The organism is Methylococcus capsulatus (assembly GCF_036864975.1).
Classification (GTDB): Bacteria; Pseudomonadota; Gammaproteobacteria; order Methylococcales; family Methylococcaceae; genus Methylococcus.
In genome coordinates, this window is sequence record NZ_CP104311.1 from 3,304,269 (window position 1) to 3,330,547 (window position 26,279).

21 protein-coding genes are annotated in these 26,279 nt (G+C 61.5%); 9 read left to right on the forward strand and 12 right to left on the reverse strand.

Annotated features, from left to right (window positions below; genetic code table 11):
• Window positions 1–20: 20 nt before the first annotated feature.
• The 8 genes from N4J17_RS15975 to rpsF form a co-directional block, all read right to left on the reverse strand.
• Window positions 21–200 (reverse strand): hypothetical protein, encoded by a 180-nt coding sequence (locus tag N4J17_RS15975; protein ID WP_010961275.1) that lies wholly within the window; start codon window positions 198–200, stop codon window positions 21–23.
• A 298-nt stretch (window positions 201–498) separates the two neighbouring features.
• Window positions 499–1,590: a redox-regulated ATPase YchF gene (gene ychF / locus N4J17_RS15980; protein ID WP_198322817.1), complete on the reverse strand. Its 1,092-nt coding sequence runs from the start codon at window positions 1,588–1,590 to the stop codon at window positions 499–501.
• A 12-nt stretch (window positions 1,591–1,602) separates the two neighbouring features.
• Window positions 1,603–3,060, reverse strand: coding sequence for a mannose-1-phosphate guanylyltransferase/mannose-6-phosphate isomerase (locus N4J17_RS15985; protein ID WP_198322818.1), 1,458 nt, complete (start codon window positions 3,058–3,060; stop codon window positions 1,603–1,605).
• Window positions 3,061–3,079: 19 nt separating this feature from the next.
• Window positions 3,080–4,357: a lipid IV(A) 3-deoxy-D-manno-octulosonic acid transferase gene (waaA, locus tag N4J17_RS15990; RefSeq protein WP_198322819.1), complete on the reverse strand. Its 1,278-nt coding sequence runs from the start codon at window positions 4,355–4,357 to the stop codon at window positions 3,080–3,082.
• 28 nt (window positions 4,358–4,385) lie between these two features.
• Window positions 4,386–4,832, reverse strand: a complete 447-nt coding sequence (gene rplI, locus N4J17_RS15995; RefSeq protein ID WP_198322820.1) for a 50S ribosomal protein L9 — start codon at window positions 4,830–4,832, stop codon at window positions 4,386–4,388.
• A gap of 57 nt (window positions 4,833–4,889) precedes the next feature.
• Complete coding sequence (locus N4J17_RS16000; protein ID WP_277458489.1) at window positions 4,890–5,795, reverse strand: hypothetical protein; 906 nt, start codon at window positions 5,793–5,795, stop codon at window positions 4,890–4,892.
• A 37-nt stretch (window positions 5,796–5,832) separates the two neighbouring features.
• Window positions 5,833–6,063: a 30S ribosomal protein S18 gene (rpsR, locus tag N4J17_RS16005; protein ID WP_198322821.1), complete on the reverse strand. Its 231-nt coding sequence runs from the start codon at window positions 6,061–6,063 to the stop codon at window positions 5,833–5,835.
• Between the two features lie 58 nt (window positions 6,064–6,121).
• Entirely contained in the window at window positions 6,122–6,535 is a 414-nt protein-coding gene (rpsF, locus tag N4J17_RS16010; RefSeq protein ID WP_198322822.1) for a 30S ribosomal protein S6, read from the reverse strand.
• A gap of 365 nt (window positions 6,536–6,900) precedes the next feature.
• On the opposite strand from rpsF, the gene gltB reads away from it, so the two are divergent.
• The 3 genes from gltB (at window position 6,901) to N4J17_RS16025 (ending at window position 14,644) form a co-directional block, all read left to right on the forward strand.
• The gene (gltB, locus tag N4J17_RS16015) at window positions 6,901–11,529 is read left to right on the forward strand and encodes a glutamate synthase large subunit (protein ID WP_198322823.1); all 4,629 of its coding nucleotides are present in this window, start codon (window positions 6,901–6,903) and stop codon (window positions 11,527–11,529) included.
• A gap of 38 nt (window positions 11,530–11,567) precedes the next feature.
• A complete protein-coding gene (locus N4J17_RS16020) occupies window positions 11,568–13,007 on the forward strand; it encodes a glutamate synthase subunit beta (protein ID WP_198322824.1) in 1,440 nt (479 codons plus the stop codon).
• A 152-nt stretch (window positions 13,008–13,159) separates the two neighbouring features.
• The gene (locus tag N4J17_RS16025; RefSeq protein WP_198322825.1) at window positions 13,160–14,644 is read left to right on the forward strand and encodes a TrkH family potassium uptake protein; all 1,485 of its coding nucleotides are present in this window, start codon (window positions 13,160–13,162) and stop codon (window positions 14,642–14,644) included.
• Window positions 14,645–14,728: 84 nt separating this feature from the next.
• Here the strand turns inward: N4J17_RS16025 and N4J17_RS16030 are convergent, their stop codons facing one another.
• Both N4J17_RS16030 and rpoS read right to left on the reverse strand, forming a co-directional pair.
• The gene (locus N4J17_RS16030) at window positions 14,729–15,118 is read right to left on the reverse strand and encodes a hypothetical protein (RefSeq protein ID WP_198322826.1); all 390 of its coding nucleotides are present in this window, start codon (window positions 15,116–15,118) and stop codon (window positions 14,729–14,731) included.
• A 68-nt stretch (window positions 15,119–15,186) separates the two neighbouring features.
• Window positions 15,187–16,209, reverse strand: coding sequence for an RNA polymerase sigma factor RpoS (gene rpoS / locus N4J17_RS16035; protein ID WP_198322827.1), 1,023 nt, complete (start codon window positions 16,207–16,209; stop codon window positions 15,187–15,189).
• Window positions 16,210–16,521: 312 nt separating this feature from the next.
• On the opposite strand from rpoS, the gene acs reads away from it, so the two are divergent.
• Both acs and glnK read left to right on the forward strand, forming a co-directional pair.
• Window positions 16,522–18,456, forward strand: a complete 1,935-nt coding sequence (acs, locus tag N4J17_RS16040) for an acetate--CoA ligase (RefSeq protein ID WP_198322828.1) — start codon at window positions 16,522–16,524, stop codon at window positions 18,454–18,456.
• 54 nt (window positions 18,457–18,510) lie between these two features.
• On the forward strand, window positions 18,511–18,849 hold the full coding sequence (glnK, locus tag N4J17_RS16045; RefSeq protein WP_198322829.1) for a P-II family nitrogen regulator: 339 nt from the start codon (window positions 18,511–18,513) through the stop codon (window positions 18,847–18,849).
• Window positions 18,850–18,909: 60 nt separating this feature from the next.
• On the opposite strand, the gene N4J17_RS16050 is transcribed toward glnK, so the two are convergent.
• Together N4J17_RS16050 and speE are read right to left on the reverse strand one after the other, a co-directional pair.
• Window positions 18,910–19,482 carry a MarR family winged helix-turn-helix transcriptional regulator gene (locus N4J17_RS16050; RefSeq protein ID WP_198322830.1) on the reverse strand — a complete coding sequence of 191 codons (573 nt, stop codon included), beginning with the start codon at window positions 19,480–19,482 and terminating at the stop codon, window positions 18,910–18,912.
• A 56-nt stretch (window positions 19,483–19,538) separates the two neighbouring features.
• On the reverse strand, window positions 19,539–20,396 hold the full coding sequence (speE, locus tag N4J17_RS16055; protein WP_198322831.1) for a polyamine aminopropyltransferase: 858 nt from the start codon (window positions 20,394–20,396) through the stop codon (window positions 19,539–19,541).
• Between the two features lie 70 nt (window positions 20,397–20,466).
• Between speE and speA the strand changes: the two genes are divergently transcribed.
• Genes speA through glyS form a run of 4 tightly spaced genes read left to right on the forward strand, consistent with a single transcriptional unit; the run spans window position 20,467 to window position 26,279 of the window.
• Window positions 20,467–22,344 carry a biosynthetic arginine decarboxylase gene (gene speA, locus N4J17_RS16060; RefSeq protein WP_198322832.1) on the forward strand — a complete coding sequence of 626 codons (1,878 nt, stop codon included), beginning with the start codon at window positions 20,467–20,469 and terminating at the stop codon, window positions 22,342–22,344.
• Window positions 22,345–22,346: 2 nt separating this feature from the next.
• Window positions 22,347–23,216, forward strand: coding sequence for an NAD(P)-dependent oxidoreductase (locus N4J17_RS16065; RefSeq protein ID WP_232470441.1), 870 nt, complete (start codon window positions 22,347–22,349; stop codon window positions 23,214–23,216).
• A gap of 53 nt (window positions 23,217–23,269) precedes the next feature.
• On the forward strand, window positions 23,270–24,205 hold the full coding sequence (glyQ, locus tag N4J17_RS16070) for a glycine--tRNA ligase subunit alpha (protein ID WP_198322834.1): 936 nt from the start codon (window positions 23,270–23,272) through the stop codon (window positions 24,203–24,205).
• Window positions 24,198–26,279 (forward strand): glycine--tRNA ligase subunit beta, encoded by a 2,082-nt coding sequence (gene glyS / locus N4J17_RS16075; RefSeq protein ID WP_198322835.1) that lies wholly within the window; start codon window positions 24,198–24,200, stop codon window positions 26,277–26,279. The genes glyQ and glyS overlap by 8 nt, the downstream gene beginning before the upstream one ends.

The following is a 26,279-nucleotide window of genomic DNA, read 5'->3' on the forward strand; positions in this document are numbered from 1 at the left end:
GTAAGTTACGAATCGCCTGATTATTTGGTCTTTTGCTTGGCGATCTGAGCGTCGACTTCCTTGGCCGCCTCTTGAGCGGCACCGCTCTGCCAGCCGCTCACTTCGTTTTCTCTGGCCTTGAACAGAACGACCAGGACGACGGTTCCAACGATCAATGCGCCGATCCACAACCAGAAGTTGTCTTTTTCTTGGTTTTCCATTCTATCCTCCTATCGTTGTCGATGTTGCAGGGATTGTGCTTTCAGCCCCCGGGCTGTCGGCCTCCCCATCGTATAATTGATTGTTGCACTCTGAAGCAGGACCCAACTCGGCGCACCGCTTCATTGACAACAAGTTTACCCCTACAAAACAATGAAAAACAATAGTTGACCTGGATCAAACTTTAAAAAATTTCCAGGCCGCCCAGCCCTTCTCCTATTGCAAACGCTCGAACGTCGGTGGTAGGGCGCCGGCACCGTCGGAGCGATCATCCCCGACCTTACCTCACCATGCAAGCAGTTAGACATTGAAGCGGAAATGCACGATGTCTCCGTCGTGCATGACATAATCCTTGCCTTCTAAACGCCACTTCCCGGCGTCTTTGGCCCCTTGCTCGCCATTGCAGGCGACGAAGTCCTCGTAGGCGATCACCTCCGCGCGGATGAAACCTTTTTCGAAATCGCTGTGGATGACACCCGCCGCCTGGGGCGCAGTGGCGCCTGCAGGAATGGTCCAGGCCCGGACCTCCTTGACACCCGCAGTAAAGAAGGTGAACAGGTTCAGCAGACGGTATGCCGCCCGCACCACCCGGTTGAGCCCCGGTTCTTCGAAGCCGATCTCTGCCAGGAAATCCGCCTTGTCTTCGTCTTCGAGCTGGGACAGTTCGGCCTCGAAAGCGGCACAGACCGGCACGACCACCGCACCTTCGTCACGTGCGAATGCTTCAACCTGCTCCAAGAGGGGGTTATTCTCGAAGCCGCCTTCCTGGACGTTGGCGATATACATCGTCGGCTTGGCGGTGAGCAGATGCAGATCCCGCAATAGGGCCACGTCTTCCGGAGGCAGCGGTATGGCCCGCACCGGCGTTCCCGAATTCAACCCCTTGCTGACGAGCTCCAGCACGCGTACCCGCTCGATCTCTTCCTTGTTCCCGGACTTGGCGGCCTTCTGAGCACGCTGGAGGACTTTCTCCACCGTCGCCATGTCGGCGAGGATGAGTTCCATCCCGATCACTTCGATGTCGGAGAGGGGGTCGACCTTTCCGGCAACATGTACGATGTCGTCATTCTCGAAGCAGCGGACGACATGCGCGATCGCGTCGGTTTCGCGGATGTGGGCAAGAAACTGGTTGCCCAGTCCCTCGCCCTTCGATGCGCCGGCCACCAGTCCTGCGATGTCGACGAACTCGATGGCCGTCGGCACCACCCGCTCGGGTTTCACGATTCCCGCCAGCACCTCAAGCCTCGGGTCGGGGACGGGCACGACACCCACGTTGGGATCGATAGTGCAGAAAGGATAATTCTCGGCCGCGATGGCGGCTTTGGTGAGCGCGTTGAAAAGCGTGGACTTGCCGACGTTGGGCAAGCCGACGATGCCGACGTGTAATGCCATGCGGGAATGTTCCTAGCGTTCTTCGGTACGATGATAGTGGTCCTGGAAGCGGACGATGTCGTCCTCACCGAGGTAACTGCCGGATTGCACCTCGATGATTTCCAACGGAATGGTTCCTGGATTTTCCAGACGATGATGAACCCCGAGGGGGATGTAAGTGGACTGGTTTTCCGTCAGCAGGAATGACTCTTCGCCGCGGACGACCCGGGCGGTACCCCGTACGACGATCCAGTGCTCGGCCCGATGGTGATGCATCTGCAGCGAAAGAGCGGCGCCCGGCGTCACCGTGATCCGCTTGACCTGGTAGCGCTGGCCGGTATCGATCGACTCGTAGGTTCCCCAGGGGCGGTGCACCCGGCGATGGACCTTGTGTTCGGTACGGTTCGCCGCTTTGAGATGTTCGGCGATCTGCTTGATATCCTGAGCCTTCGACTTGTGCGCGACCAACACCGCGTCCGCCGTGTCCACCACCAGCAGGTCGTCCACGCCGATGGCGGCGAGAAACCGGCTGTCGGCATACAGCAGCGAATTCCTGGTATCGCGCGCATAAACGTCACCTTCCACGACGTTGCCGTGCTCGTCCCGCGGCTTGACTTCGGACAGCGATGCCCAGGAACCGAGATCACACCAACCCACGTCGAGCGGTATGACGACCGCCTGTCCCGTGCCATTGAGCTTTTCCATCACGGCGTAGTCGATGGAATCGGACGGGCAGCGCAGGAAATCGGTCCGGTCAACCCGTATGAAATTACCGTCTGCGCCGGCTTTTTCATAGGCTGCGGAACAGGATTCCAGGATGTCGGGGCGATGCGAACCGATCCGCTCTAGCCAGACATTCACCCGCAGCACGAACAGCCCGCTGTTCCATAGGTACTCACCGGAGCTCAGATAATGCACTGCGGTTTCGGCATCCGGTTTTTCCACGAAGGCCTCCAGCTCGAAAACCGTGCCGTCCTCCAGCGCCCGTCCTTTGCGAATATAGCCGTAACCCGTCTCCGGCCGGTCCGGCACGATACCGAACGTCCCGATCAGCCCGCGTCCTGCAACCTCCAGAGCCCGCGCCATACCGACGCGGAAACCTTCCACGTCGGCGATGTGGTGATCCGCTGGCATCACTGCCAGAATGCAGTCGCCCCCGAGGCGCTCACGAACGTGCAGCGCCGCAATCGTTAACGCCGGAGCCGTGTTGCGGCCACTCGGTTCGAGGAGGATATCGGCATCTTCATAGCCCATCTGCCGCAGCTGCTCGGCCACCAGAAAACGATGCTGTTCATTGCACACGACCAAGGGCGAGCGGATGTCGAAGCACGGCTCCGTCATCCCACTGATACGCCCGGCGGTTTCCTGAAACAAGGTGCGCTCGCCCAACAGAGGAAGAAACTGCTTGGGATAGGCTTCGCGCGAATGCGGCCAGAGACGGGAGCCCACTCCACCCGAGAGAATGAGTGGCTTGATCGTTACACTACTCATGGTGCGCACCTCCAAAAAATCAATGCGACTGGAAAGACTCTCCAAAATGACGGGCGAGAATTCGCCAATGGCGCTCCGCAGCCCCCCGGTTGCGCTTTACGAAGGCAAGCGCCTGCTGCACCATATCACCGCGACTGACCCCATCCGCCACCAACCGGCCGACCGCGGCCGCCAGTTCCCCGCTATCGCGAACCCGAACGGCAGCCCCCCCGCCCTCGAGATCATCACATATCTGCTGGAAATTTCGCGTGTATGGCCCGAACACGATGGCCGTTTCCGCCAAAGCGGGCTCGACCACGTTGTGGCCACCGACGTCGACCAGGCTCCCTCCGATGAATGCGATATCACTGGCGGCATAGAAGCGCACGAGGTCCCCCAGTGTGTCGAGCAGAAAAATCTCGAATGCCCCGGGCACGGCCTTCCCCGCTTGCGTTTGTCGGGCGACCCGGTGACCGGCCGCTGCGGCCAACCGCGCGACCTCTTCGAAACGCTCGGGATGACGGGGCGCGATTACCAGCAGCAGTTCGGGATACCGGGAGCGGATGCGGGAGAAAGCCTCCAGCACCGCCTTTTCCTCCCCCCTATGCGTACTCGCTGCCAGCCAGACCGGCCGTTCCTGGAACAAGGCCCGCTTGAGAGCCGCACCGCCCGCCCTGACCGAGGCGTCCGGTGCGGCATCGAATTTCAGATTGCCGGTGATGGTGATGGTCGCAGGATCCGCGCCGATGGTGACAAAACGCTGGGCGTCGGCTTCGGTCTGCGCGGCGATGTCGACGCCGGCCAGAAGGCTCCTCAGAGTACCGCGGATACAGGCATAGCGCCGGGCCGAGCGCTCCGACAAACGGGCGTTGGCGATGAGAAGAGGAATACCGCGCTTCCGGCAGGCTGTGAACAAATTGGGCCAGATTTCCGTCTCCATGATGACGGCCGCACGCGGAGAGAAATGCCCCAGAAAACGGCCGACAGCATCCGGCAGATCATATGGCAGAAAAACATGCTCGACCGTGTCACCGAGCACCTTGCGCACCCGCGCCGAGCCGGTCGGTGTGGTGGTCGTGACGAGAATGCGAGCCGGAGTGTGTCGCCGGAGGGTGGCGATCAATGAAAAAGCGGCTTCCGCCTCGCCCACGGAAACCGCATGAATCCAGACGTCCACCGGCCTGGGCGGGCCGGAATAGAATCCTAACCGCTCGGCAATCCGGTCCCGGTAACCGGGATTCGCTTGGCTGCGCCATAACAGGCGCGCCAGCACCCAAGGGAGGGACGCGTAAAACAGGCTCGTATAAACGGACCTCACGCTCCGCCCTCTGGCACCAGGGTTCGGATTACTCGCCGATGACTTTCAGGTTCAGCGTCGCGTTCACGTCGCTGTGCAGGTGCAAAGTGATTTCGTAGTCCCCGGCGAGCCGGATCGGACCATGAGGCAGCCGCACTTCGTGCCGTTCGACCGGCACACCGGCCGCGGTCACCGCTTCGGCGATATCCTTAGTACCGACCGAGCCGTACAGCTTGCCTTCCTCGCCGGCCTTTTGGGTAATCGATACGCTCAGCTGCGAAATGGCCTCGGCGCGAGCCTGTGCGGCAGCCAGCTCTTCGGATGCCTTTTTCTCCAGATCCGCCCGCCGCTGCTCGAACTCGGCCAGCTTAGCCGCCGTTGCGACAACCGCCTTCCCTTTCGGGATGAGGAAATTGCGACCATATCCCGGACGCACCGAAACTTTGTCACCCAAGTTGCCGAGATTCGGCACCTTTTCAAGAAGAATCACATCCATCTTCTAAGACCTCGAAAAAACTGATTTAAGAAATGAATTATTTCCGGCCAACTTGTTTCAGACGCCCGCTGCACGCCGGTGCCGCCAGTCCATCCAGACGTCCGTGAACCCCATGAGGACGACGGGAATGGCGACCTGAGGAATCACGAACAACAACAGATAGAGTCCGGCTAGCCAGAACTTTCCGGCAGGACGACGGGACAACAGCGCATGGAGCACGGCGATTCCAGCTACGAGGTACAGCACGAAAAACACCAGACCGAGATTCCACAGCAATTCGGCCGGGGCAGGCAACAACATGGCGCCGCCGATGCAGACCACCGCGGCATACGCAAACGCCGGCGCGGGCCGCAGCTCAAGAAACTCGGTACGAAACCCGCCGGGATTGTAAAGCAGGGATTGCCACCATCGCGCCAACATCAGCGCCATGAAAATGCTCAAGGCGGAACCCGCGCTCACGAACCCTGTTGCATAATGCGCCGCTACCCGCAGACTGGCCCGCATAGCTTCCGCGTCGAAACCGGCCGGAGCCTGATCCAGCAGCGGCTGAACCATCGGCATGAGTTTGTCGGCCCAGAACTCCGCCGGCTCCCCTATCAGTCCGTAAACCGCCAGCACCGCAACCAGCGCCGGCAAGACGACGGCAGCCAATGCCCAGTCGATCCGACGGGAAATCCGCAGCACCCACGCCACGACGGCGGTAGGGAGCCAGAGCAGCAGCGCATAGATCAACGGCGCTGCTACACTGCCCAGAACCACACCGCCAAACACCGCGACCGCCGCCGCCGACAGAGCCAGCACCGTGGAGGCGACCGGTAAACCCTGTCTCAGCACGACGAGTCCGAAAGCGGCGGAACTCAGCAGACCGACCAGCGGTATCATGAACGAAAGGCATACGAGTCCGGCGATGACCAGCACCGCCTGCCCTCGACCCTTCATGACGAAAGCCGCAAGCCCCTTCACGAACCCTGGTCCTCTCGCGCGAACGGTCGAACGGCGCTTACTGCTCGTGCGCGTCGCAGAACGGCAGCAGCGCGAGGAAGCGCGCGCGCTTGATGGCCGTGGCCAACTGACGCTGATACTTAGCGCTGGTCCCCGTGATACGGCTGGGAACGATTTTTCCCGTCTCGGAGATATATTCCCGCAGGGTGTCCAGGTCCTTGTAATCGATTTCCTTGATGTCTTCCGCGGTGAAGCGGCAATACCTTCTACGTTTGAATTGACGAACCATTGATGAACTCCAGAATCTGATCGGCAATTATGCTTTATTTGGTCGACCGGCAGCGGCGTCAAGCCTCTGCTTCCGCCACGTTGCCCGGCGCGACGCCAACGGCGGTTTCTTCCCCGCCTTCCTCCGCCGGCGCGCGCTCGGTCTCGGCCTCACCGCCGGACCTCGCCAGCGCGGACGGCTCGGTCACCGCCTCGTCGCGCTTGATCGTCAGGCTGCGCAGAACTGCATCGTTGAACCGAAAACCGCTTTCTAACTCTTCCAAGGTCGCCTGATCGCATTCGATGTTCATCAGCACATAATGCGCCTTGTGCAGCTTGGCGATCGGATAGGCCAACTGACGGCGCCCCCAGTCTTCCAGGCGATGGACGCGGCCCGCCGCACTCTCGATGATGGAACGGTACCGTTCGATCATCGCCGGCACCTGTCCGCTCTGGTCCGGATGGACCATGAATACTATTTCATAATGTCGCACACTAATGCTCCTTTCGGTTTGAGTCAGCTCCCCGCCAAGCGGTGAAGCAAGGAGAAGGGCCCAGACGCCCCACCACAAAACGGTGCACTATACCCCTTTCACTTTTCCCGAACAACAGGGAGCCCACCGCATGGCCAACCGGAGGTGTTGCAAATACATACCCGATTCCCTATAGTGTCCAGCCATTTTTTTGCGGGCGGACCCATGCCCCCAGTGCGATGAACTCGTCCCCCTCCGTCGATCACCGAGTCCGAGCAGACCGCGGCCATCCCGCGCGGGGGGGAATCACGTATCGGAACGGGCGGGGCGCCAATCCAGACGCGTTCGCTCGTTGACCCCGGCGCGCTCCTCAAGAGGTAACCCCAATGAGCCACCATACTTTGCCCCAAAAGCAGGGTTTGTACGATCCACGCCATGAACACGACGCTTGCGGCGTCGGCTTCATCGCCCACATCAAGGGCAAAAAAAGCCATGACATCGTTCTCCAGGGGCTGGAAATACTGAAGAATCTCACCCATCGCGGAGCAGTGGGAGCCGATCCCCTGGCGGGCGACGGCGCCGGCATCCTGCTCCAGCTGCCCGATGCATTTCTGCGCAAAGAGTGCGCAAGAGTCGGCATCACGCTTCCCGAACCAGGACACTATGGCGTGGGCATGCTGTTCCTGCCTCGGGATGCAAACAAGCGACGCCACTGCGAGGAAATTCTGACTCACTATGTGACCGCCGAGGGCCAAACGGTACTCGGCTGGCGCGATGTCCCCGTGGACAACACCGGCATCGGCGAAACGGTCAAGGCCGTGGAACCTTTCATACGCCAGGTATTCATCGGCCGCGGTGCCGGCCGCGCCGATCAGAGTGCGTTCGAGCGCAAGCTGTTCGTCATCCGCAAGCAGGCCGAAAACGCCATCCGCGATGGTCAAATCGCCGGCGACGAGATGTTCTATCTGCCGTCGCTGTCGTCGCGCACCATCGTCTATAAAGGGATGCTGCTGGCGGACCAGGTGGGGGCCTACTACCTCGACCTCCGCGATGAGAGCCTGGTTTCCGGCCTGGCCCTGGTGCATCAGCGCTTCTCGACCAACACCTTCCCGACCTGGGATCTGGCCCACCCGTTCCGGATGATCGCCCATAACGGCGAGATCAACACCATCCGCGGCAACATCAACTGGATGGCGGCACGCCGCCAGTCGATGAAGTCCGAGCTTTTGGGCGAGGACCTGGACAAGATTTGGCCGCTGATCGCCGAAGGTCAGTCTGACTCGGCTTGCTTCGACAATGCGCTGGAGCTGCTGGTCGCCGGCGGCTATTCGCTGGTCCATGCCATGATGCTGCTGATTCCGGAAGCCTGGGCCGGTAACCCCCTGATGGATGCCAAGCGCCGGGCGTTCTACGAGTATTACTCGGCGCTGATGGAACCCTGGGACGGCCCCGCCGCGGTGGCCTTCACGGACGGCCGCCAGATCGGCGCCACCCTCGACCGCAACGGCCTGCGACCTGCCCGCTATCTGATCACCGACGACGACTACGTTATCATGGGCTCAGAAATGGGCGTGCTGAACATCCCGCAGCACAAAATCGTCAAGAAGTGGCGGCTGCAGCCCGGCAAGATGTTCCTGATCGACCTGGAGCAAGGGCGCATCATTGAAGACCAGGAAATAAAGGACGGGCTGGCCGGCCGCAATCCTTATCAGGAATGGCTGGACAGAACTCAAATCAATGTGGAGAACCTGCCGCCCGAAGTGGCCGCCATGGCACCGGATCACGCCACCCTGCTCGACCGTCAACAGGCTTTCGGCTATACCCAGGAAGACATCAAGGTCTTCTTCAAGCCGATCGCCTTGAGCGGCCAGGAGCCGGTCGGTTCCATGGGTACCGATGCCGCTCTTGCGGTTCTGTCGAACCGGCCGCGGATGCTGTACGACTATTTCAAACAGAGCTTCGCCCAGGTCACCAATCCCGCGATCGACCCCATCCGCGAAGAGCTGGTGATGTCGCTGGTGTCCCACATCGGTCCACGTCCCAACCTGCTGGCGCTGGACAATGGCGGTAACAACAAACGGCTCGAGGTGCACCAGCCGATCCTCAGCAACGGCGACCTGGAAAAGATCCGCCGCATCGAGGCTCGGACCCAGGGTGCGTTCAAGACCAAGACCCTGAGTATCTGCTTTCCGGCCGATGCTGGAGCCCCTGGCATGGAACCTGCGCTCGATGCTCTGTGCAAACGCGCGGAACAGGCCGTACTGGAGGGCAACAACATTCTGATTCTTTCGGACCGGGGTATGGACGCAGGTCACATCGCGATTCCAGCGCTGCTGGCCACCTCGGCGGTGCATCACCATCTGATCCGGGCTGGTCTCCGCACGCATTCGGGTTTGGTGGTGGAAACAGGGGAAGCTCGCGAAGTGCACCATTTCGCTCTCCTCGCCGGTTACGGCGCGGAGGCCATCAATCCCTACCTTGCCTTCGACACCTTATCCGATCTGATCGGCACACTGCCGGAAAAGATCAGTGAAGAAGAGGCCCATAAGCGCTACATCAAAGCGATCGGCAAAGCGCTGCTCAAAATCATGTCGAAAATGGGCATCTCTACCTACCAGTCTTATTGTGGGGCGCAGATATTTAACGCCGTCGGACTGGGAGAGAACTTCCTCGCCCGCTATTTCCACGGAACCGAATGCACCACGGGCGGTATCGAGCTCAAGGAAGTCGCGGAAGAAACCGTGCGGCGTCATCGTCTGGCTTTCGGTAATGCGCCACTCTACCGCAATGCGCTGGACGTCGGTGGCGAGTACGCCTACCGGCTGCGCGGCGAGGGCCACATGTGGACCCCGGAAACCATCTCCAAGCTGCAGCACGCCACCCGCGCCAACGACGCCGCAACCTACGCCGAGTATGCCCGGCTGATCAACGAGCAGAACGAGCAGCTGTTGACGCTGCGCGGCCTGATGGATTTCCGGTTTGCGGCCGAACCCGTGCCGCTGGACGAGGTCGAGCCCGCCAAGGACATCGTCAAACGCTTCGCCACCGGCGCCATGTCGTTCGGATCGATCTCGTACGAGGCCCACACCACCCTGGCGATCGCCATGAACCGGATCGGCGGCAAGTCGAATACCGGGGAAGGCGGCGAACTGCCGGAACGCTTCGTACCTCTGGCGAACGGCGATTCCCTGCGCTCGGCGATCAAGCAGGTCGCGTCCGGCCGTTTCGGGGTCACCGCGGAGTACCTGGTCAACGCCGACGACATCCAGATCAAGATCTCGCAGGGCGCCAAGCCGGGCGAAGGCGGCCAGTTGCCCGGCCACAAAGTCGATGCCGTCATCGCCAAGGTGCGCCATTCGACCCCGGGCGTCGGTCTGATCTCACCTCCACCGCACCATGACATCTATTCGATCGAAGACCTGGCCCAACTGATCCACGATCTGAAGAATGTCAATCCGGCGGCCCGTATCAGCGTCAAGCTGGTATCGGAGGTCGGCGTCGGCACGGTAGCAGCGGGCGTTGCCAAAGCCCATGCCGACCACGTCACCATTTCCGGTTACGATGGCGGCACCGGCGCCAGCCCGATCACCTCGATCAAGCACGCCGGCCTGCCTTGGGAAATCGGCCTGGCCGAAACCCATCAGACCCTGGTCCTCAACCGCCTGCGGGGACGCATCTGCGTGCAGGCCGATGGCGGCATGCGTACTGGGCGTGATGTGGTGATCGCCGCCCTCCTCGGCGCGGATGAAGTCGGCTTCGCTACCGCCCCGCTGATCGTCGAGGGCTGTATCATGATGCGGAAATGCCATCTCAACACCTGCCCGGTGGGGGTGGCGACACAGGACCCCGAGCTGCGCAAGCGCTTCACCGGCAAGCCGGAACATGTGGTGAATTATTTCTTCTTCGTCGCCGAGGAAGTGCGCCAGTTCATGGCCCGGCTCGGTTTCCGGCGCTACGAGGAAATGGTCGGACGTTCCGATCTGCTGGATATGCGCAAGGCCATCGACCATTGGAAAGCCTCGCGCATCGACCTGTCGAAGATCCTGTACAAACCCGAAGTCGGCCCCGACGTCGCCATCGTCAATCGCGAAACGCAAGACCACGGGCTGGACAAGGCGCTGGACCGCAAGCTGATCGAACTTGCCAGCCCCGCGCTGGAAGAGAAAAAACCGGTCCACATCGATATCGACATCCGCAACTACAACCGGACCCTCGGCGCCATGCTCTCGGGTGAGGTCGCCAAGCGCTACGGACACGCGGGTCTGCCGGAAGACACCATCCATATCAAAGCCCATGGTACCGCCGGCCAGAGCTTCGGCGCCTTCCTCGCGGCCGGCGTGACGCTGGAACTGGAAGGTGAGGCCAACGACTATGTCGGGAAGGGGCTGTCCGGCGGCCGCCTGGCAATCTACCCGCCGGCCGACTGCCCGATTACGCCGGAGCAGAACATCATCGTCGGCAACACCGTACTGTATGGCGCCATCAGCGGCGAATGTTACTTCCGCGGCGTGGCGGGGGAACGCTTCGCAGTCCGTAACTCCGGTGCGATCGCGGTGGTAGAAGGAGTGGGCGATCACGGCTGCGAATACATGACCGGCGGCGTGGTGGTGGTGCTGGGGACGACCGGCCGCAACTTCGCCGCCGGCATGTCCGGTGGCGTCGCTTATGTTCTGGACGAATCCGGCGATTTCGAACGGCGCTGCAACCTCGCCATGGTGGAACTCCAGCCAGTACCGGCGGAAGACGATGCACTCGAGCATTTCGAGCACCAGGGCGGCGATCTCGAGACCCACGGCATGGTCGACATCATGCACGACATGACCCGCAACGATATGCGCCGCCTGCGTTTCCTGATCGAAAAACACCTGCGCTATACCGGTAGCGGGCGGGCCCGCCTGATCCTGGACAACTGGGACGCCTATGTAGCCAAGTTCCTCAAGGTCATGCCAGTGGACTACCGCAAAGCGCTGGAAAAAATGCAGCAAACCCGAACCGGTGCAGCCGCGCATCACTGATGCCAGGCCCACAAAACAAGAACGAGGTATCGAGAAAAATGGGAAAACCCACCGGTTTCATGGAAATCGCGCGGCAGGACCGGCGCTATACCCTGGTCGCCGACCGGATTCAGCACTACCGCGAGTTCATCGTACCGTTGAGCGATGAAGAGGTCCGCCGCCAGGGCGCCCGTTGCATGGACTGCGGCATTCCGTATTGCCATCAGGGCTGCCCGATCAACAACATCATTCCGGATTGGAACGACCTGGTGTACCAGGGCGACTGGGAGGAGGCGACCGAGGTGCTTCACAGCACCAACAACTTCCCGGAATTCACCGGTCGCATCTGCCCCGCCCCTTGCGAAGCGGCCTGCACGTTGAATCTCAACGACGAACCGGTCACCATCAAGACTATCGAATGCGCCATCGTGGACAAGGCCTGGCAAGAAAACCGGATCCGGCCGCAGATTCCGCTCAAGCGCACCGACAAGCGGGTCGCGGTCGTAGGTTCCGGGCCGGCCGGTCTCGCTTGCGCCCAGCAACTGGCTCGCGTGGGTCATGGCGTGGTGGTTTATGAAAAGGCCGACCGCATCGGCGGCCTGCTACGCTACGGCATTCCCGACTTCAAGATGGAAAAGCATTTGATCGACCGCCGCATCGCCCAAATGCAGGCGGAAGGCGTGATCTTCCGCCCCAACAGCCACATCGGCGCCAACATTCCTCTGAGTCGGTTGATGGCCGAATTCGACGCCATCGTGCTGGCGGGCGGATCGGAAAAACCGCGCGACCTGCCCGTTCCTGGACGGGAGCTGGGTGGTATCCATTTCGCGATGGAGTTCCTGAAACAGCAGAACAAGCGTGTTGCCGGCGACACGATTGACGAAGCGGAAAGCATTCTGGCGACCGACAAACACGTCATCGTCATCGGCGGCGGCGATACCGGTTCCGACTGCATCGGCACCTCGATTCGTCAGGGAGCTGCCTCGGTGGTGCAGTTGGAAATCCTGCCCCGGCCACCCGCCAAGGAAGACAAAGGACTTACCTGGCCGAACTGGCCCAACCGGCTGCGCACGTCCTCCTCCCACGAAGAGGGCTGTGAACGGCGTTGGAGCGTTGCGACCCAGCGCTTCAGCGGCGAGAACGGCAGGGTGACGGCTATCCATTGCATCGAAGTGAGTTGGAAACAAGAAGGCGGGCGCTGGATGATGGAAGAAGTCCCCGGCAGCGAATTTACGCTCAAGGCAGACTTGGTCCTGCTCGCCATGGGCTTTGTCCACCCGGTGCAGGAAGGATTGCTGCAAGAGGCCGGTGTCCAGCTGGACACGCGCGGCAATGTCCAGGCGGACACGCGGAACTACCGGACTTCGGTAGACAAAATCTTCGCGGCCGGCGACATGAGGCGGGGGCAATCGCTGGTCGTCTGGGCCATACGCGAGGGACGCCAGGCGGCTCGCGCCGTCGACGAGTTCCTCATGGGCTACTCCGATTTGCCGCGATAAACCCGGCCACGCCATGAACCGTCCAACGTGGTCGGCGTATCGGAATCATGGGTCCGATCCCATAAGACGACCAGCTTTCTGTAACCGCCGTCGGCCGGCGCCGGCCACTTGAGCATGCCCATCGTGCCCGGTCTTTACCATCACTGCTGACGATGCCCCAGCTTGCGTCCCACGCCACCGCGAAGCGGCTGCTGTCGCTGGCCCGCGTCTTCGGACTGATGCTGATCGTCTTCAGCCTCACCTATCTGATCCCGATCACGGCATCCCTGCTTGCCGCCGACGGTACGGCGCTCCTATTCATCGAAGACATGTTCTTCACCATTGGCGCCGGCGCTTTACTGTGGATCGCCACCCGACAGCACCGCTACGACCTGAAATCCAAAGACGGCTTCATCCTGGTCGTGCTCGCCTGGACCGGGATGACGGCCTTCGCCACGTTCCCGCTGATGTCGTACATCGAGGGGCTGTCGTTCACGGACGCCTATTTCGAAGCCATGTCCGGGTTGACCACGACAGGGGCGACGGTACTGGCCGGCCTGGATCAACTACCGCCGGCCATCAATCTCTGGCGGCATGAACTGAACTGGCTTGGAGGAATGGGAATCATCGTGTTGGCGGTTGCGATTCTCCCCGTCCTCGGCATCGGCGGACGCCAGCTGTTCATGGCCGAAACACCCGGCCCCATGAAGGAAAACAAGTTGACACCGCGGATCACGGAAACCGCCAAAAAACTTTGGCTGGTCTACGCATCGATCACGCTGGCCTGCATCCTGTGCCTCAAGATGGCCGGTATGAGCTGGCTGGATGCCGTCTGCCATGCTTTCGCCGCCATGAGCCTGGGCGGGTTCTCGACCCATGACGCTAGCGTTGGGTATTTCGACTCACCAATGATCGAGGCGATCTTGATAGTCTTCATGCTGATCGCGGGAATGAACTTCGCCACCCACTTCCTGGCAATCCACACCCGAAGCCTGAAGGTGTATCGGCAAGACATCGAGGCCATTCCGTATCTGGTTCTGGTACTCGGAAGCTGCGTGGCCATCGCGCTGTTCCTGGTCGGGCACCGGATCTATCCGGATTTCTGGACCGCTCTGCGGCATGCCAGCTTCAACCTCGTGTCCCTCGCCACCGACTGTGGATTCGCCTCGGTGGACTATAACCAATGGCCTTTGTTTGCTCCGCTGTGGATGCTGTTCCTGAGCAGCGTCCTGGCGTGTACCGGCTCGACCGGCGGCGGGATCAAGATGATGCGCACCTTGATCCTGATGAAACAGAGTCAACTGCAGATGCTGCTCTTGACCCATCCGATGGCGGTCAATCCGCTCAAGATCGGACACATGGTGATTCCGTCCAATATCATCCTGTCGGTACTCGGCTTCATCTTCGTCTACTTCATGAGCATTGTCATCCTGACGTTGCTGCTGGTGGTCAGCGGACTGGACATGGTGTCTTCCTTCTCGGCCATCATTGCCAGTATCAACAACGCGGGCCCCGGCCTCAACATGGTGGGACCGGCCAGCAATTACGCCACGCTTTCCGACTTCCAGACCTGGACATGCACCATCGCGATGTTCCTCGGCCGCATCGAGGTATTCACCGCGCTGATCATTTTCACGCCGGCGTTCTGGCGCAAGTAATCTGCCCCCAAAAAGCGCCCAGGAAGGGCGCCTCGGGGCATATCACCAACAGTGCGGGAAACGGCCGCCACAAGCGACAGCCGATCAGGGCCACCACAATCCAGGTCCCCACATGCCCCAGTTCATGGTGGCGTCGAGGTTGGTCTCCGCGGCCTGCCTCTGCTCGTCAGCGATCTCCTTTTCCACGGCGAGCTTCTGGAAACGGGCGTAGGCATCCGCATCGCCCACGTAGATGCACCGACAAATGTTGGCATCCGCATAGACGTACATCACCTTGTCGCCTTTCGGGTGTGCCACGAGCTTGTATTGTGTCATTCCCTTGACATTGGCCTGCTGCTCCGCCGTCTGGGCATAGTTGATCTTGAATCCGGCCGCTGCCAGCAATTGTTCCGTATCCTGGACCTTCTCCTCCAGAGAAGCGCATGCCGCCAACCGGGCGGCAAGCCACAGGATTCCGAGTCTACGAAGCGTCATGGTTCTCTCTCGATTCCGATGCATTCTCATCAATTTAACGCGGACGGCGTAGGGCGTCGACGAACGGCTCAATTCAGCAAGACCGCTTCCGCCGTGTAGCCTTCCGCCTCCAGGATAGAGCGAAGCTTGATCTGCGCCTCCCGCTGAATCTGACGCACCCGCTCACGTGTCACCCCCATATCCGCGGCCACCTCCTCGAGCGTCGATTTCTCATACCCGCCGAGGCCGTAGCGGCGCTGAAGGACTTCCCGCTGGCGCGAGTTCAGCCGATCCAGCCATTCGTCGACTTTCTGCTCGATCCGCTCGGCGAGCAGCGTATCGGTGACCGGACTCTGATTATCGTCCGGCGACATCTCCAGGAGGGTTCGGGAAGACTCGGCCGTGATCGGCGCATCGGCCGACAAGTCTTTTTCGCTCAGCCGCAGAAGCTCTGCGACACGCTCGCACGGCTTATCGAGCTGCCGGGCCACGTCCCGGGCCGTTGGCGTTCCCTGCATTTTGACGGACAGGCTCCGATAGGCTTTCAATACGGTGTTCATTTCCTTGGCGACGTGGATCGGAAGCCGGATCGCCCGGACCTGGCTCATCAGGGCGCGTTCGATCGTCTGCCTTATCCACCAGGTGGCATAGGTGGAGAAGCGAAAACCGCGTTGGGGTTCGAACTTTTCGACCGCGCGGATCAGGCCGAGATTACCTTCTTCGATCAGATCGAGCAAAGGCAGTCCCCGGTTCAGATAACGGCGCGCGATCTTGACGACCAGCCGCAGATTGCTTTCGATCATGAGGCGGCGGGCATCCTCGTCACCCTCGAGGGCGAGGCGCCCGAAGTGCTTTTCTTCCTCGGCCGTCAGGAGCCTCCGTTTCCCCAACTGGTTCAGATAGATGCGAGTTGCATCGAGATCCGGCCCCGTGTCGGCCGCTTCTACGCCATCATCGGCGATATCGTCAAACCAGATCTGCGTGCCGCCGCCATCCAAGGCATCCCTTTCGATCTCACCACAGGCGTCCATTTCGATCGCGGCCGCCCCCTCGCCGTATTCCAAACCTTCGACGAGCGCCTCATCCGACTCAAAAACGACTTCAGACGACATCAGTTTCATCCTCAACAGACACGCCACCCGCGGCTCCATGAACCGAGGACGGCATTCCCACTACCCGTTATCGCGGATTTCCGCAATAACGCCCCTTCCATAAACCTCGGACCGAATTGTATACCTTCAAGGCGAGAAAAAACCCTATTTGGGTGAAGGAAACGGGCAGATCGTGTTATCCCCCCTTGGAGAATGCGTCGGATACCCTGGGCTTTTTTGATTTCATTGTCGCTGAAGGCATCCTAAAATTCACCCGTTTCGATCACCGTTTCCTGAGTACAATCCGGAGCCGACCGGACGAGCGACGACTCAATGAAAACAGAACATGTCTATCCCGTACCCGCCGATATCGCAGCATCCACCAGAATAACCGAGGAAGTTTATCGGGAAATGTATGACCGGTCCGTCAAGGACCCGGAAGGATTCTGGGCCGAGCTGGCTCAGGAGTTCGTCAGTTGGAACGCCCCCTGGCAGCGGGTGGGGCGATGGAATTTCGACACGCCGGCCATCGAATGGTTCTCCGGCGCCCGCCTGAACGTGTCTTACAACTGTCTGGACCGCCATCTGGCGGATCGCGGAGCCCAAACGGCCATTCTGTGGGAAGGCGATCAGCCCGGCGATCAGCGCCGCCTGACCTACGGTGAGCTGCACGACCGGGTCTGTCGGTTTGCCAATGTACTCAAGTCCCACGGTGTAGGCAAAGGCGACCGGGTATGCATCTATCTGCCGATGATCCCCGAAGCCGCCGTGGCCATGCTGGCCTGCGCTCGGATTGGCGCCATACATTCGATCGTGTTTGGCGGATTTTCCTCCGAGGCATTGAAGGACCGGATTCTGGACGCCGATTGCCGTCTCGTGGTCTGTGCCGACGAGGGCCGGCGGGGCGGCAAATTCGTACCGCTCAAGCACAACGTCGATGCCGCGCTGAGCCAGTGCCCCCTCGTCGAAACCGTACTCGTGGTGCGCCATACCGCCCGCCCGGTGGACTGGACCGAAGGACGCGACCGCTGGTTTCACGAGGCCGTGGAGTCCGCCTCGCCCGACTGCCCACCCGAGGACATGGAGGCGGAAGACCCGTTGTTCATCCTCTACACCTCCGGCTCGACCGGCAAACCGAAAGGAGTAGTCCATACGACTGGCGGCTACCTGCTGTTCGCCGCCGTCACTCACAAATATGTGTTCGATTACCGCGACGGTGAAGTGTACTGGTGCACCGCGGACATCGGCTGGATCACCGGCCACAGCTACGTGGTCTATGGCCCCCTGTGCAACGGTGCGACCACCTTGATGTTCGAAGGCGTGCCGACCTACCCCACACCGGCACGGCTGTGGCAGATCATCGACAAATACCAGGTCAGCATCTTCTACACGGCGCCGACCGTCATCCGGGCCCTCATGGGACTGGGCACGGACTGGGTGAAGCAGGCCGACCGCCACAGCCTGCGAATACTGGGCTCGGTCGGCGAACCCATCAATCCGGAAGCCTGGGAGTGGTACTACCAGGAAGTCGGCGAAAAACGCTGCCCCGTGCTCGATACCTGGTGGCAGACCGAAACCGGCGGCATCATGATTACGCCGCTTCCCGGCGCCACGCCACTCAAACCCGGCTCCGCCACCCGCCCTTTCTTCGGTGTCGTACCCGTCATCCTGGACGCCCAGGGCAACGAGCTGACGGGCCCGGCGGAGGGCGTCCTGGCCATCGCCGCGTCCTGGCCAGGCCAGGCGCGCACCGTTTTCCGTAATCACGACCGTTTCCGTGAAACCTACTTCGCTCTCTATCCGGGGAAATATTTCACCGGCGATGGCGCGCGCCGGGATGCCGACGGTTATTACTGGATAACGGGCCGAGTGGACGATGTCATCAATGTCTCGGGGCACCGGCTGGGAACTGCCGAGATCGAGAGTGCGTTGACGCTGCACGACAGTGTGGCGGAAGCCGCAGTGGTCGGTTACCCGCACAACATCAAGGGCCAGGGCATCTACGCCTTTGTCACACTGGTTGCCGATGCGACACCGAGCGAAGACCTCAAGCGTGAACTGATCGAACGGGTCCGGGAGGAAATCGGGGCGATTGCGACCCCCGACATCATCCAGTGGACGCCGGCCCTGCCGAAGACGAGATCGGGTAAAATCATGCGGCGAATTCTGCGAAAAATCGCCGCCAACGACTTGGATCAGCTCGGAGACACGTCGACGCTGGCCGACCCGGCGGTCGTTGAAGACATCATCCGGGGCAAACCGGCTTAGCGGCTGCTGCTACGATTCGCCCATCAGAAAGAACAACGATCCGCGGAGACGATCATGAAACTCATCACTGCAATCATCAAACCCTTCAAGCTCGACGACGTGCGCGAGGCGCTTTCCGATATCGGCGTGAGCGGGCTGACGGTCACCGAAGTCAAGGGGTTTGGGCAGCAAAAGGGCCACACCGAACTTTACCGCGGGGCCGAATACGTCGTGGATTTCCTGCCGAAGGTGAAGCTGGAGATCGCGGTGGCCGACAATCTGGTCGACACCGCGGTCGATGCCATCGTCAAAGCCGCCAACACGGGGAAGATCGGCGACGGCAAAATCTTCATCACCTCCATCGACCAGGCGATCCGTATCCGCACCGGGGAGACGGGCGACCAGGCACTGTAACCGGCGCAGCCCAGCGGAAACAAGGCACCACGGACAGCCCCTGCGGCTGTCCGCCCTTCCTCAATCCCCGGCGGGGAGTTGATGCTCGCGGCAGATCATCTCGGCATCCTCTGCGAACAGTTGTTCACCGGTCAGCCCGCATCGGCGGCTGGCGTCTTCCAGGACAATGTGATGACGGCAGCTCTTGCAGGCTCCGAAAGTCTTGAGCCGATTGGCGACCTGCATCGCCTGGAGCACGCTGGCGAGGGCAGATTCCAGCATTGGCCGCTGGTCCTGCGGGATGGCGCGCAGCGCCGTGCGCAGCACGCGGGGCGGAATCGACTCCTCCACCAGCCGCTTGCCGGCCTCCGTCAACAGCATGTGCACTACGCGCCGGTCGCGGACATCGCTTTCCTTGACGATCAGGCCGTTGTTTTCCAGGACAGCCAGGGTTTGCGAGACCGTCCCTTTGGTCAGGCCGAGATATTCGGCGACAGCCAGCGGCGTGTTGCTGTAGCGGTTGCAACTGGCCAGATAATGGAGGGCTTCGATCTGCACCGGCTGCAGTCCTTTGAAGCTTTCGGACCGGCGCACGTCCATGCGGATCAGGTTCGAAATCCGCTCCAGATAGTCGTATATGCGGTCAGCTTCCATGGTGAGAAATAGTATCGGACCGATCGCATCTTGACAAATGGCTGGCTGTCATGCATTCAGACCCGCTTCCGCAGGGCCTCGCCAAAGAATTCCGGAACGGCGAACGCGGCCTGGTGGATGTCCGCGTTGTAATACCGGGTTGGGAACGGCTTCGCCACCGCCGCATCCGCGCGGAACCGGTTCAGCTCCCCCTTCCCCCCCATGGTGGCGCTCCACCAGCCCGAGGGATAGATGAACTGCGGGAAGAACAGCGTGCGTGTCTGGGCAAAACCCGCCTGCCGCATGATCCGGTGCATCGAGGTAATGAGGGACAGGTGGAACAGGGGCGATTCGCTCTGCTGCACCAGGATACCGTCGGTGCGCAGACAGCGGTGGCATTCGCGAAAGAACGCCTCGTTGAACAATCCTTCTGCGGGACCGACAGGATCGGTGCTATCGACGATGATGACATCGACGCATGCATCCGGCGCATCTTTGACCCACTGGATGCCGTCGATGAACAACAGCTCCGCGCGAGGGTCGCCATTGGATTCGCACAGCTGGGGAAAATACTGTTCTGCCAGCCGCGTCACCCGCTCATCGATCTCGATCTGGATCGCCTTCTCGACTTCCGGGTGCTTTAACACCTCCCGCAGGCTGCCGCAATCTCCGCCACCGATGATCCATACCGTTTTTGGCGCGGGGTGGGTATACAGTACGGGATGCGTCATCATCTCGTGATAGAGGAAGTTGTCGCGGTCGCTCACCATGGTGCAGCCGTCGATCACCATGAGCTTGCCAAACCATTCGGTGTCATAGATCTCGATGCGCTGGAATGGCGTCTGCTCCTCGTGCAGTTTCGCCTTGATTTTCAGGGACAGCGCACTGCCATTGTCGGGATAGGATTCGGTAAACCAGTCCTGTGTATCGCGCATGGAAGTCCTCCTGCGTGGAAAAAATGTTGCATTCTCCCCATAATTGAGAGTTTTTGAAAGACGGCCCCCCATGACAAAAGCGAACTGGACGCTGAGCGAGGCGCGCGACACTTACGCCATCGAGCACTGGAGCGATGGCTATTTCAACATTGCGCCGGACGGTGACGTCGTGGTCTGTCCGTTGCGGGGCACCGTCGAGGGAAGCGTGAGCATCGCCGCCATCGCCCGCAGCGTCCGTTCCGAGGGGCTATCCCTGCCCGTGCTGATGCGCTTTCCCCACATCCTGCACGACCGGGTGCGCCTCTTGACGTCGGCCTTCGGCAAGGCACGGGCCGCCTATCAATATGGGGGGGGCTATACGCCGGTCTACCCGATCAAAGTCAACCAGCAGCGTAATGTCATCGAGAACATTCTCCGCGCCGGCGGCGTCGGCCTCGAGGCCGGCAGCAAATCGGAGCTGCTCGCCATCCTCGCCCTGGCGGAAGCCGGTACCATCATCTGCAATGGCTACAAGGACCGCGCCTACATACGGCTGGCCCTGATCGGCAGCCGGCTGGGACTGCGGGTCTTCATCGTGGTCGAAAAGCTGTCCGAACTCGAACTGGTGCTGAGCGAATCCGAAGCGCTCGGCATCGCCCCCCTGCTCGGTGTACGGATCAGGCTTTCCAGTATCAGCGCCGGTAAGTGGCAGAACAGCGGCGGCGAGAAATCCAAATTCGGCCTGCATGCGGGTGAAATCCTGAAGTTCCTCAAACGGCTGGAGGGCGCCGGCGGCCTCGGCTGGGTACGACTGATGCACTTCCACATGGGATCACAGGTGGCCAACATCAATGACGTCAAGACCGCCCTGCGCGAAGCCGGCCGCTACTATGCGGAACTGCGGCGGTTGGGGGTGCCGGTCGATCATGTCGATGTGGGCGGTGGCCTCGGCATCGACTACGAGGGCACTCATTCGGTCAGTGACTGCTCGATCAACTACAGCGTGGACGAGTACGCCCACAGCGTCGTCCGGGCCTTCTCTGAACTCTGTGCCGACCAAGGATTGCCCCAGCCCGACCTGATCACCGAAGCCGGGCGGGCGATGAGCGCGCATCATGCCGTGCTGGTCACCAACGTCGTCGACATCGAAGCGGCCACCTATGACGCGAGCCCGGTCTCCGCCTCGGTGGCCCAGCCATTGAAAGACCTGGAGGACCTGCTCCGCCGGGTGGACAACGAATCGGTACTGGGCATCTATCACGACGCCGAGTTCGACATTTCCGAAGCCCGGACCATGTACGTCCAGGGCAAGATCGGCCTCGACCAGCTGGCGGAAGCCGAACGGCTCCATGCCACGCTCTGCCACGAAGTGCAGCAGCGTCTCGACATCCGGCTCAGAGCTCACCGGGCCGTGCTGGACGAACTCAACGAACGCTTGGCCGACAAGCTATTCTGCAATTTCTCGGTCTTCCAATCGATTCCCGATGCCTGGGCGATCGACCAGATTTTCCCGGTCATGCCGTTGCAACGGCTCGATGAGGAGCCCACCCGCCGCGCCGTGATCCAGGACATGACCTGCGATTCCGACGGCCGGATCAACGCCTACATCGACCGCCAGAGTATCGAGAACACCCTGCGTATGCATGCGCCGGCCCCCGGGGAACCCTATCTGATAGGCTTCTTCCTGGTCGGCGCCTACCAGGAGATCCTGGGCGACATGCACAATCTGTTCGGCGACACCCACTCGGTGAATGTCGAACTGGACGGTTCGGGCGGCTATACCTTCACCCATACCCGAAGGGGCGACGGCGCCGACGACCTGCTGCGCTATGTCCACATCGATCCCGACGAACTGGAACGGTCCTACCGCAAGAAGCTGATCGAGGCGGATATCCCTTTGCACCAGCGCAAGCAGTACGAAAGCGAACTGATCGCCGGGCTCAGCAACTACACCTATCTGGAGGAATGAACATGAAGACCGGCTTCGTCGGCCTCGGCGCCATGGGGCTGGGGATGGCCCGCAACCTCTGGCATGCAGGCCTTTTGGCCGGCGTCTGGAACCGCACGCCGGAAAAGGCTCGGAAGTTCGCCACCGAGACCGGCACCGCCGCCTGGGCGGACCTCGCCGAAATGGCCACGGCCTGCGATGTGATCGTGCTCTGCGTCTCGGCCGACACCGATGTGCTGGAGGTGATCGGGGCGTTGGCGCCGGCGCTCCGGCCGGAGTCGACGGTCATCGACTGCTCGACGGTCGGCGTAGCCACCGCCTGTCGCGCCGCCGAGCTCGTCCGCCAAGCGGGCGGCGATTTTCTCGATGCTCCGGTGAGCGGCGGCGTAGAAGGCGCCCGCAACGGCACCCTGGCCCTGATGATCGGCGGCAAGACCGAAACCGTGGCAAAAGTCCAGCCAGTGCTGGCGGCGATGGGCAGCCGTATCATGCATATGGGCGACACCGGCGCCGGTCAGGCCACCAAGGCGGTAAACCAGGTAATGTGCGCCGGCATCAACCAGGCCGTAACCGAAGCCCTGGCCTTCGGGCAAGCCCTGGGGCTGGAGCTGGACAAGGTCATCGAGGTAGTCTCCAGCGGCGCCGCCGGCAACTGGTTCCTGGACAAACGCGGCAAGACCATGATACGCGGCAGCTTCCAGCCCGGCTTCAAGCTGGCCCTGCACCACAAGGACCTGAACATCTGCCTGGAGATGGCGGACAGATTGGGAATCCCCCTGCCGCTGAGCGGGCGGACCCGCGACGAATATGCCGAACTCATGGCCCAGGGATACGGCGACGACGACATCTCGGCCCTGTTCCGCCTGAAGTCGGAAGCAATGCCCAACGGTTGAGCCGGCGCTTTCGGCTATAATTCCCGCCCGCACGAAAATCTGTCGGACCACTTGTGCCTACCACGAATCCCCCCGCACCCCAAACCCTGAGCTTCCAGGATCTGATCCTGACACTCCAACGCTATTGGGCCGAGCAAGGCTGCGTGATCCTCCAGCCGCTGGATCTGGAGGTGGGCGCTGGAACCTTCCATCCCGCGACCTTCCTCCGCGCCATCGGCCCGGAACCGTGGAACACCGCCTATGTGCAGCCCTCGCGCCGCCCCACCGACGGCCGCTATGGCGACAATCCCAACCGGCTGCAACATTACTATCAATTCCAGGTGCTGTTGAAACCCTCGCCGCCGGACATCCAGGAACTCTACCTCGACTCGCTGCGCCTGCTTGGCTTCGACCTGCTCGAACATGACGTCCGCTTCGTCGAAGACAACTGGGAATCGCCCACCCTCGGCGCCTGGGGCCTGGGCTGGGAGGTCTGGCTGAACGGCATGGAAGTGACCCAGTTCACCTATTTCCAGCAGGTCGGCGGCCTCGACTGCCGGCCGGTCAGCGGTGAAATCACCTACGGTCTGGAGCGCATCGCCATGTACGTGCAGGGCGTGGAGAACGTCTACGACCTGGTCTGGACGCAGGGGCCGCAAGGCATCGTCCGGTACGGCGACGTGTTCCATCAGAACGAAGTCGAAATGTCGGCTTTTAACTTCGAGCACGCCAACGTCGAATTTCTCTTCAATGCCTTCGACACTTACGAGCGGGAATGCCGCCAGCTCATCGTACTGGGACTGCCCCTCCCCGCCTATGAAATGGTGCTGAAGGCCTCGCATGCCTTCAACCTGCTCGATGCTCGCCGGGCCATCTCGGTCACCGAACGCCAGCGCTTCATCCTGCGGGTACGTGAACTCGCCAAAGCCGTGGCCGAAGCCTATTACCAGCGCCGGGAGGCCCTGGGGTTCCCCATGCTCGACACCAAGGAGGGGCATGCTCATGGCTGAGACCCGCGATCTGCTGTTCGAGCTGGGCACCGAGGAATTACCGCCCAAATCCCTGCTCAAACTGAGTGAAGCACTCAGGGACAACGTGGCGGCTGGACTGGAAAAAGCCGGGCTGTCCTATGCCTCCATCAAGGCCTATGCCACGCCGCGCCGGCTCGCCCTACTGGTCCACAAACTGGCCACCGCCCAGCCGGACCAGACCATTGAGCGACGCGGCCCGGCGCTGAACGTGGCTTACGATGCCCAGGGCGCCCCAACCAAGGCTACCGAAGGTTTCGCCAGAAGCTGTGGCGTCACCGCCGATCAGCTCATCACACTGAAGACCGAAAAAGGCGAGTGGGTGGGTGTGATCCAGAAAATCCGTGGCAGACCCACCGAAGCCCTGATCCCGGACATCATCCGCCATAGTCTGGCCGCCCTTCCGATCGCCAAGCGCATGCGCTGGGGCGCGGGGATGGCCGAATTCGTCCGGCCAGTGCAATGGGTGGTACTGCTCTACGGCGGGACGGTCGTCGAGTGCGAGATTCTCGGCGTCGCCTCTGGCCGAACCACCCGTGGCCACCGGTGCCATGCGCCCGATCCGATCGAGATCGCGATCCCCGGCGAATACGCCGGGCTGCTTTCGACCCACGGCCACGTGCTGCCCGACTTCGCCGAACGCCGTGCCCGGATCGAGCGGCTCGCCAGGGAAACGGCCGCGACGGCGAACGGCAAGCCGCTGATCAACCCGGATCTGCTGGACGAGATCACCGCCCTGGTCGAATGGCCCGTGCCGGTGCTGGGGAGCTTCGATGCGCGCTATCTGAGCCTGCCGCCGGAAGTGCTGATCACCACCATGCAGGACAACCAGAAGTATCTCCCGGTGGTCGACGCCGAGGGTAAACTGCTGCCCCATTTCATCACCTTCAGCAACGTTGCCAGCCGCCGACCCGAGGTCATCCGCGAGGGCAACGAACGCGTGGTTCGGCCGCGGTTGGCGGATGCCGAATTTTTCTGGAACCAGGACCGCAAACGCACCCTGGAAGATCGGGTGGAGGAACTGAGTCAGGTCACCTTCCAGAACAAGCTCGGCTCCGTTTTCGACAAGACCCGGCGGGTACAGCAGCTGGCGGTATTCATCGCCGAATCCCTGAACGTAGACCCCAGCTTCGTCGAGCGCGCCGCCCTGCTGGCGAAAGCGGACCTCCTAACCCACATGGTCGGCGAGTTCACTGAACTGCAGGGCATCATGGGCCGCTATTACGCGCTGGCCGAGGGCGAACCCCACGAAGTCGCGCTCGCCATCGAGGAGCAGTACCTGCCCAAGGTCTCGGGCGGATCGCTGCCCACGTCGCGCACTGGCGAAATCCTGGCGCTGGCGGAGAAGATCGACACCCTGGCCGGCATCTTCAGCATCGGCCTGATTCCCAGCGGCGACCGCGACCCTTACGCCCTGCGCCGCGCTGCACTGGGTGTCATTCGCATCCTGATCGAAAAACACCTTGACCTGGATATCGAAATCCTGCTGGAGAAGTCATTGAAACTGCTCCCCCACGGGTTCGACCCAGAGGCAACCCGCTCGGCGCTGCTGGACTTCCTCTACGAACGCCTACGCGGCTACTGCCTGGAGCAGGGCTACCGCCATGACGAATTCGAAGCCGTGCTGGCGCTACGGCCGACCAACCTGGTGGATTTCCTCGGCCGGCTCGCTGCTGTGCGCGAATTCCGGGGTCTCACCGCCGCCGAAAGCCTCGCCGCGGCCAACAAGCGCATCCGCAACATCCTGCGCAAATCGGGCGAAACGGTGGTTGCGAATGCGGAGGAACGGATCCTGATCGAGCCTTCGGAAAAGGCACTGCTGGCCGCGGCCCGCCAGGCCCATGCCGACATCCTGCCGCTGCTGCATGCTCGCGACTACACCTCGGCGCTGTGCCGGCTGGCACAGTTGCGGGACAGCGTCGACACCTTCTTCGACAAAGTGATGGTGATGACCGAGGACGAATCCCTGCGCAGCAACCGGCTCGGCCTGCTGGCCCTGATCGAAGGGCTGTTCCTGAACATCGCCGACATCTCCGCGCTGCAGCCGGCCCAATGA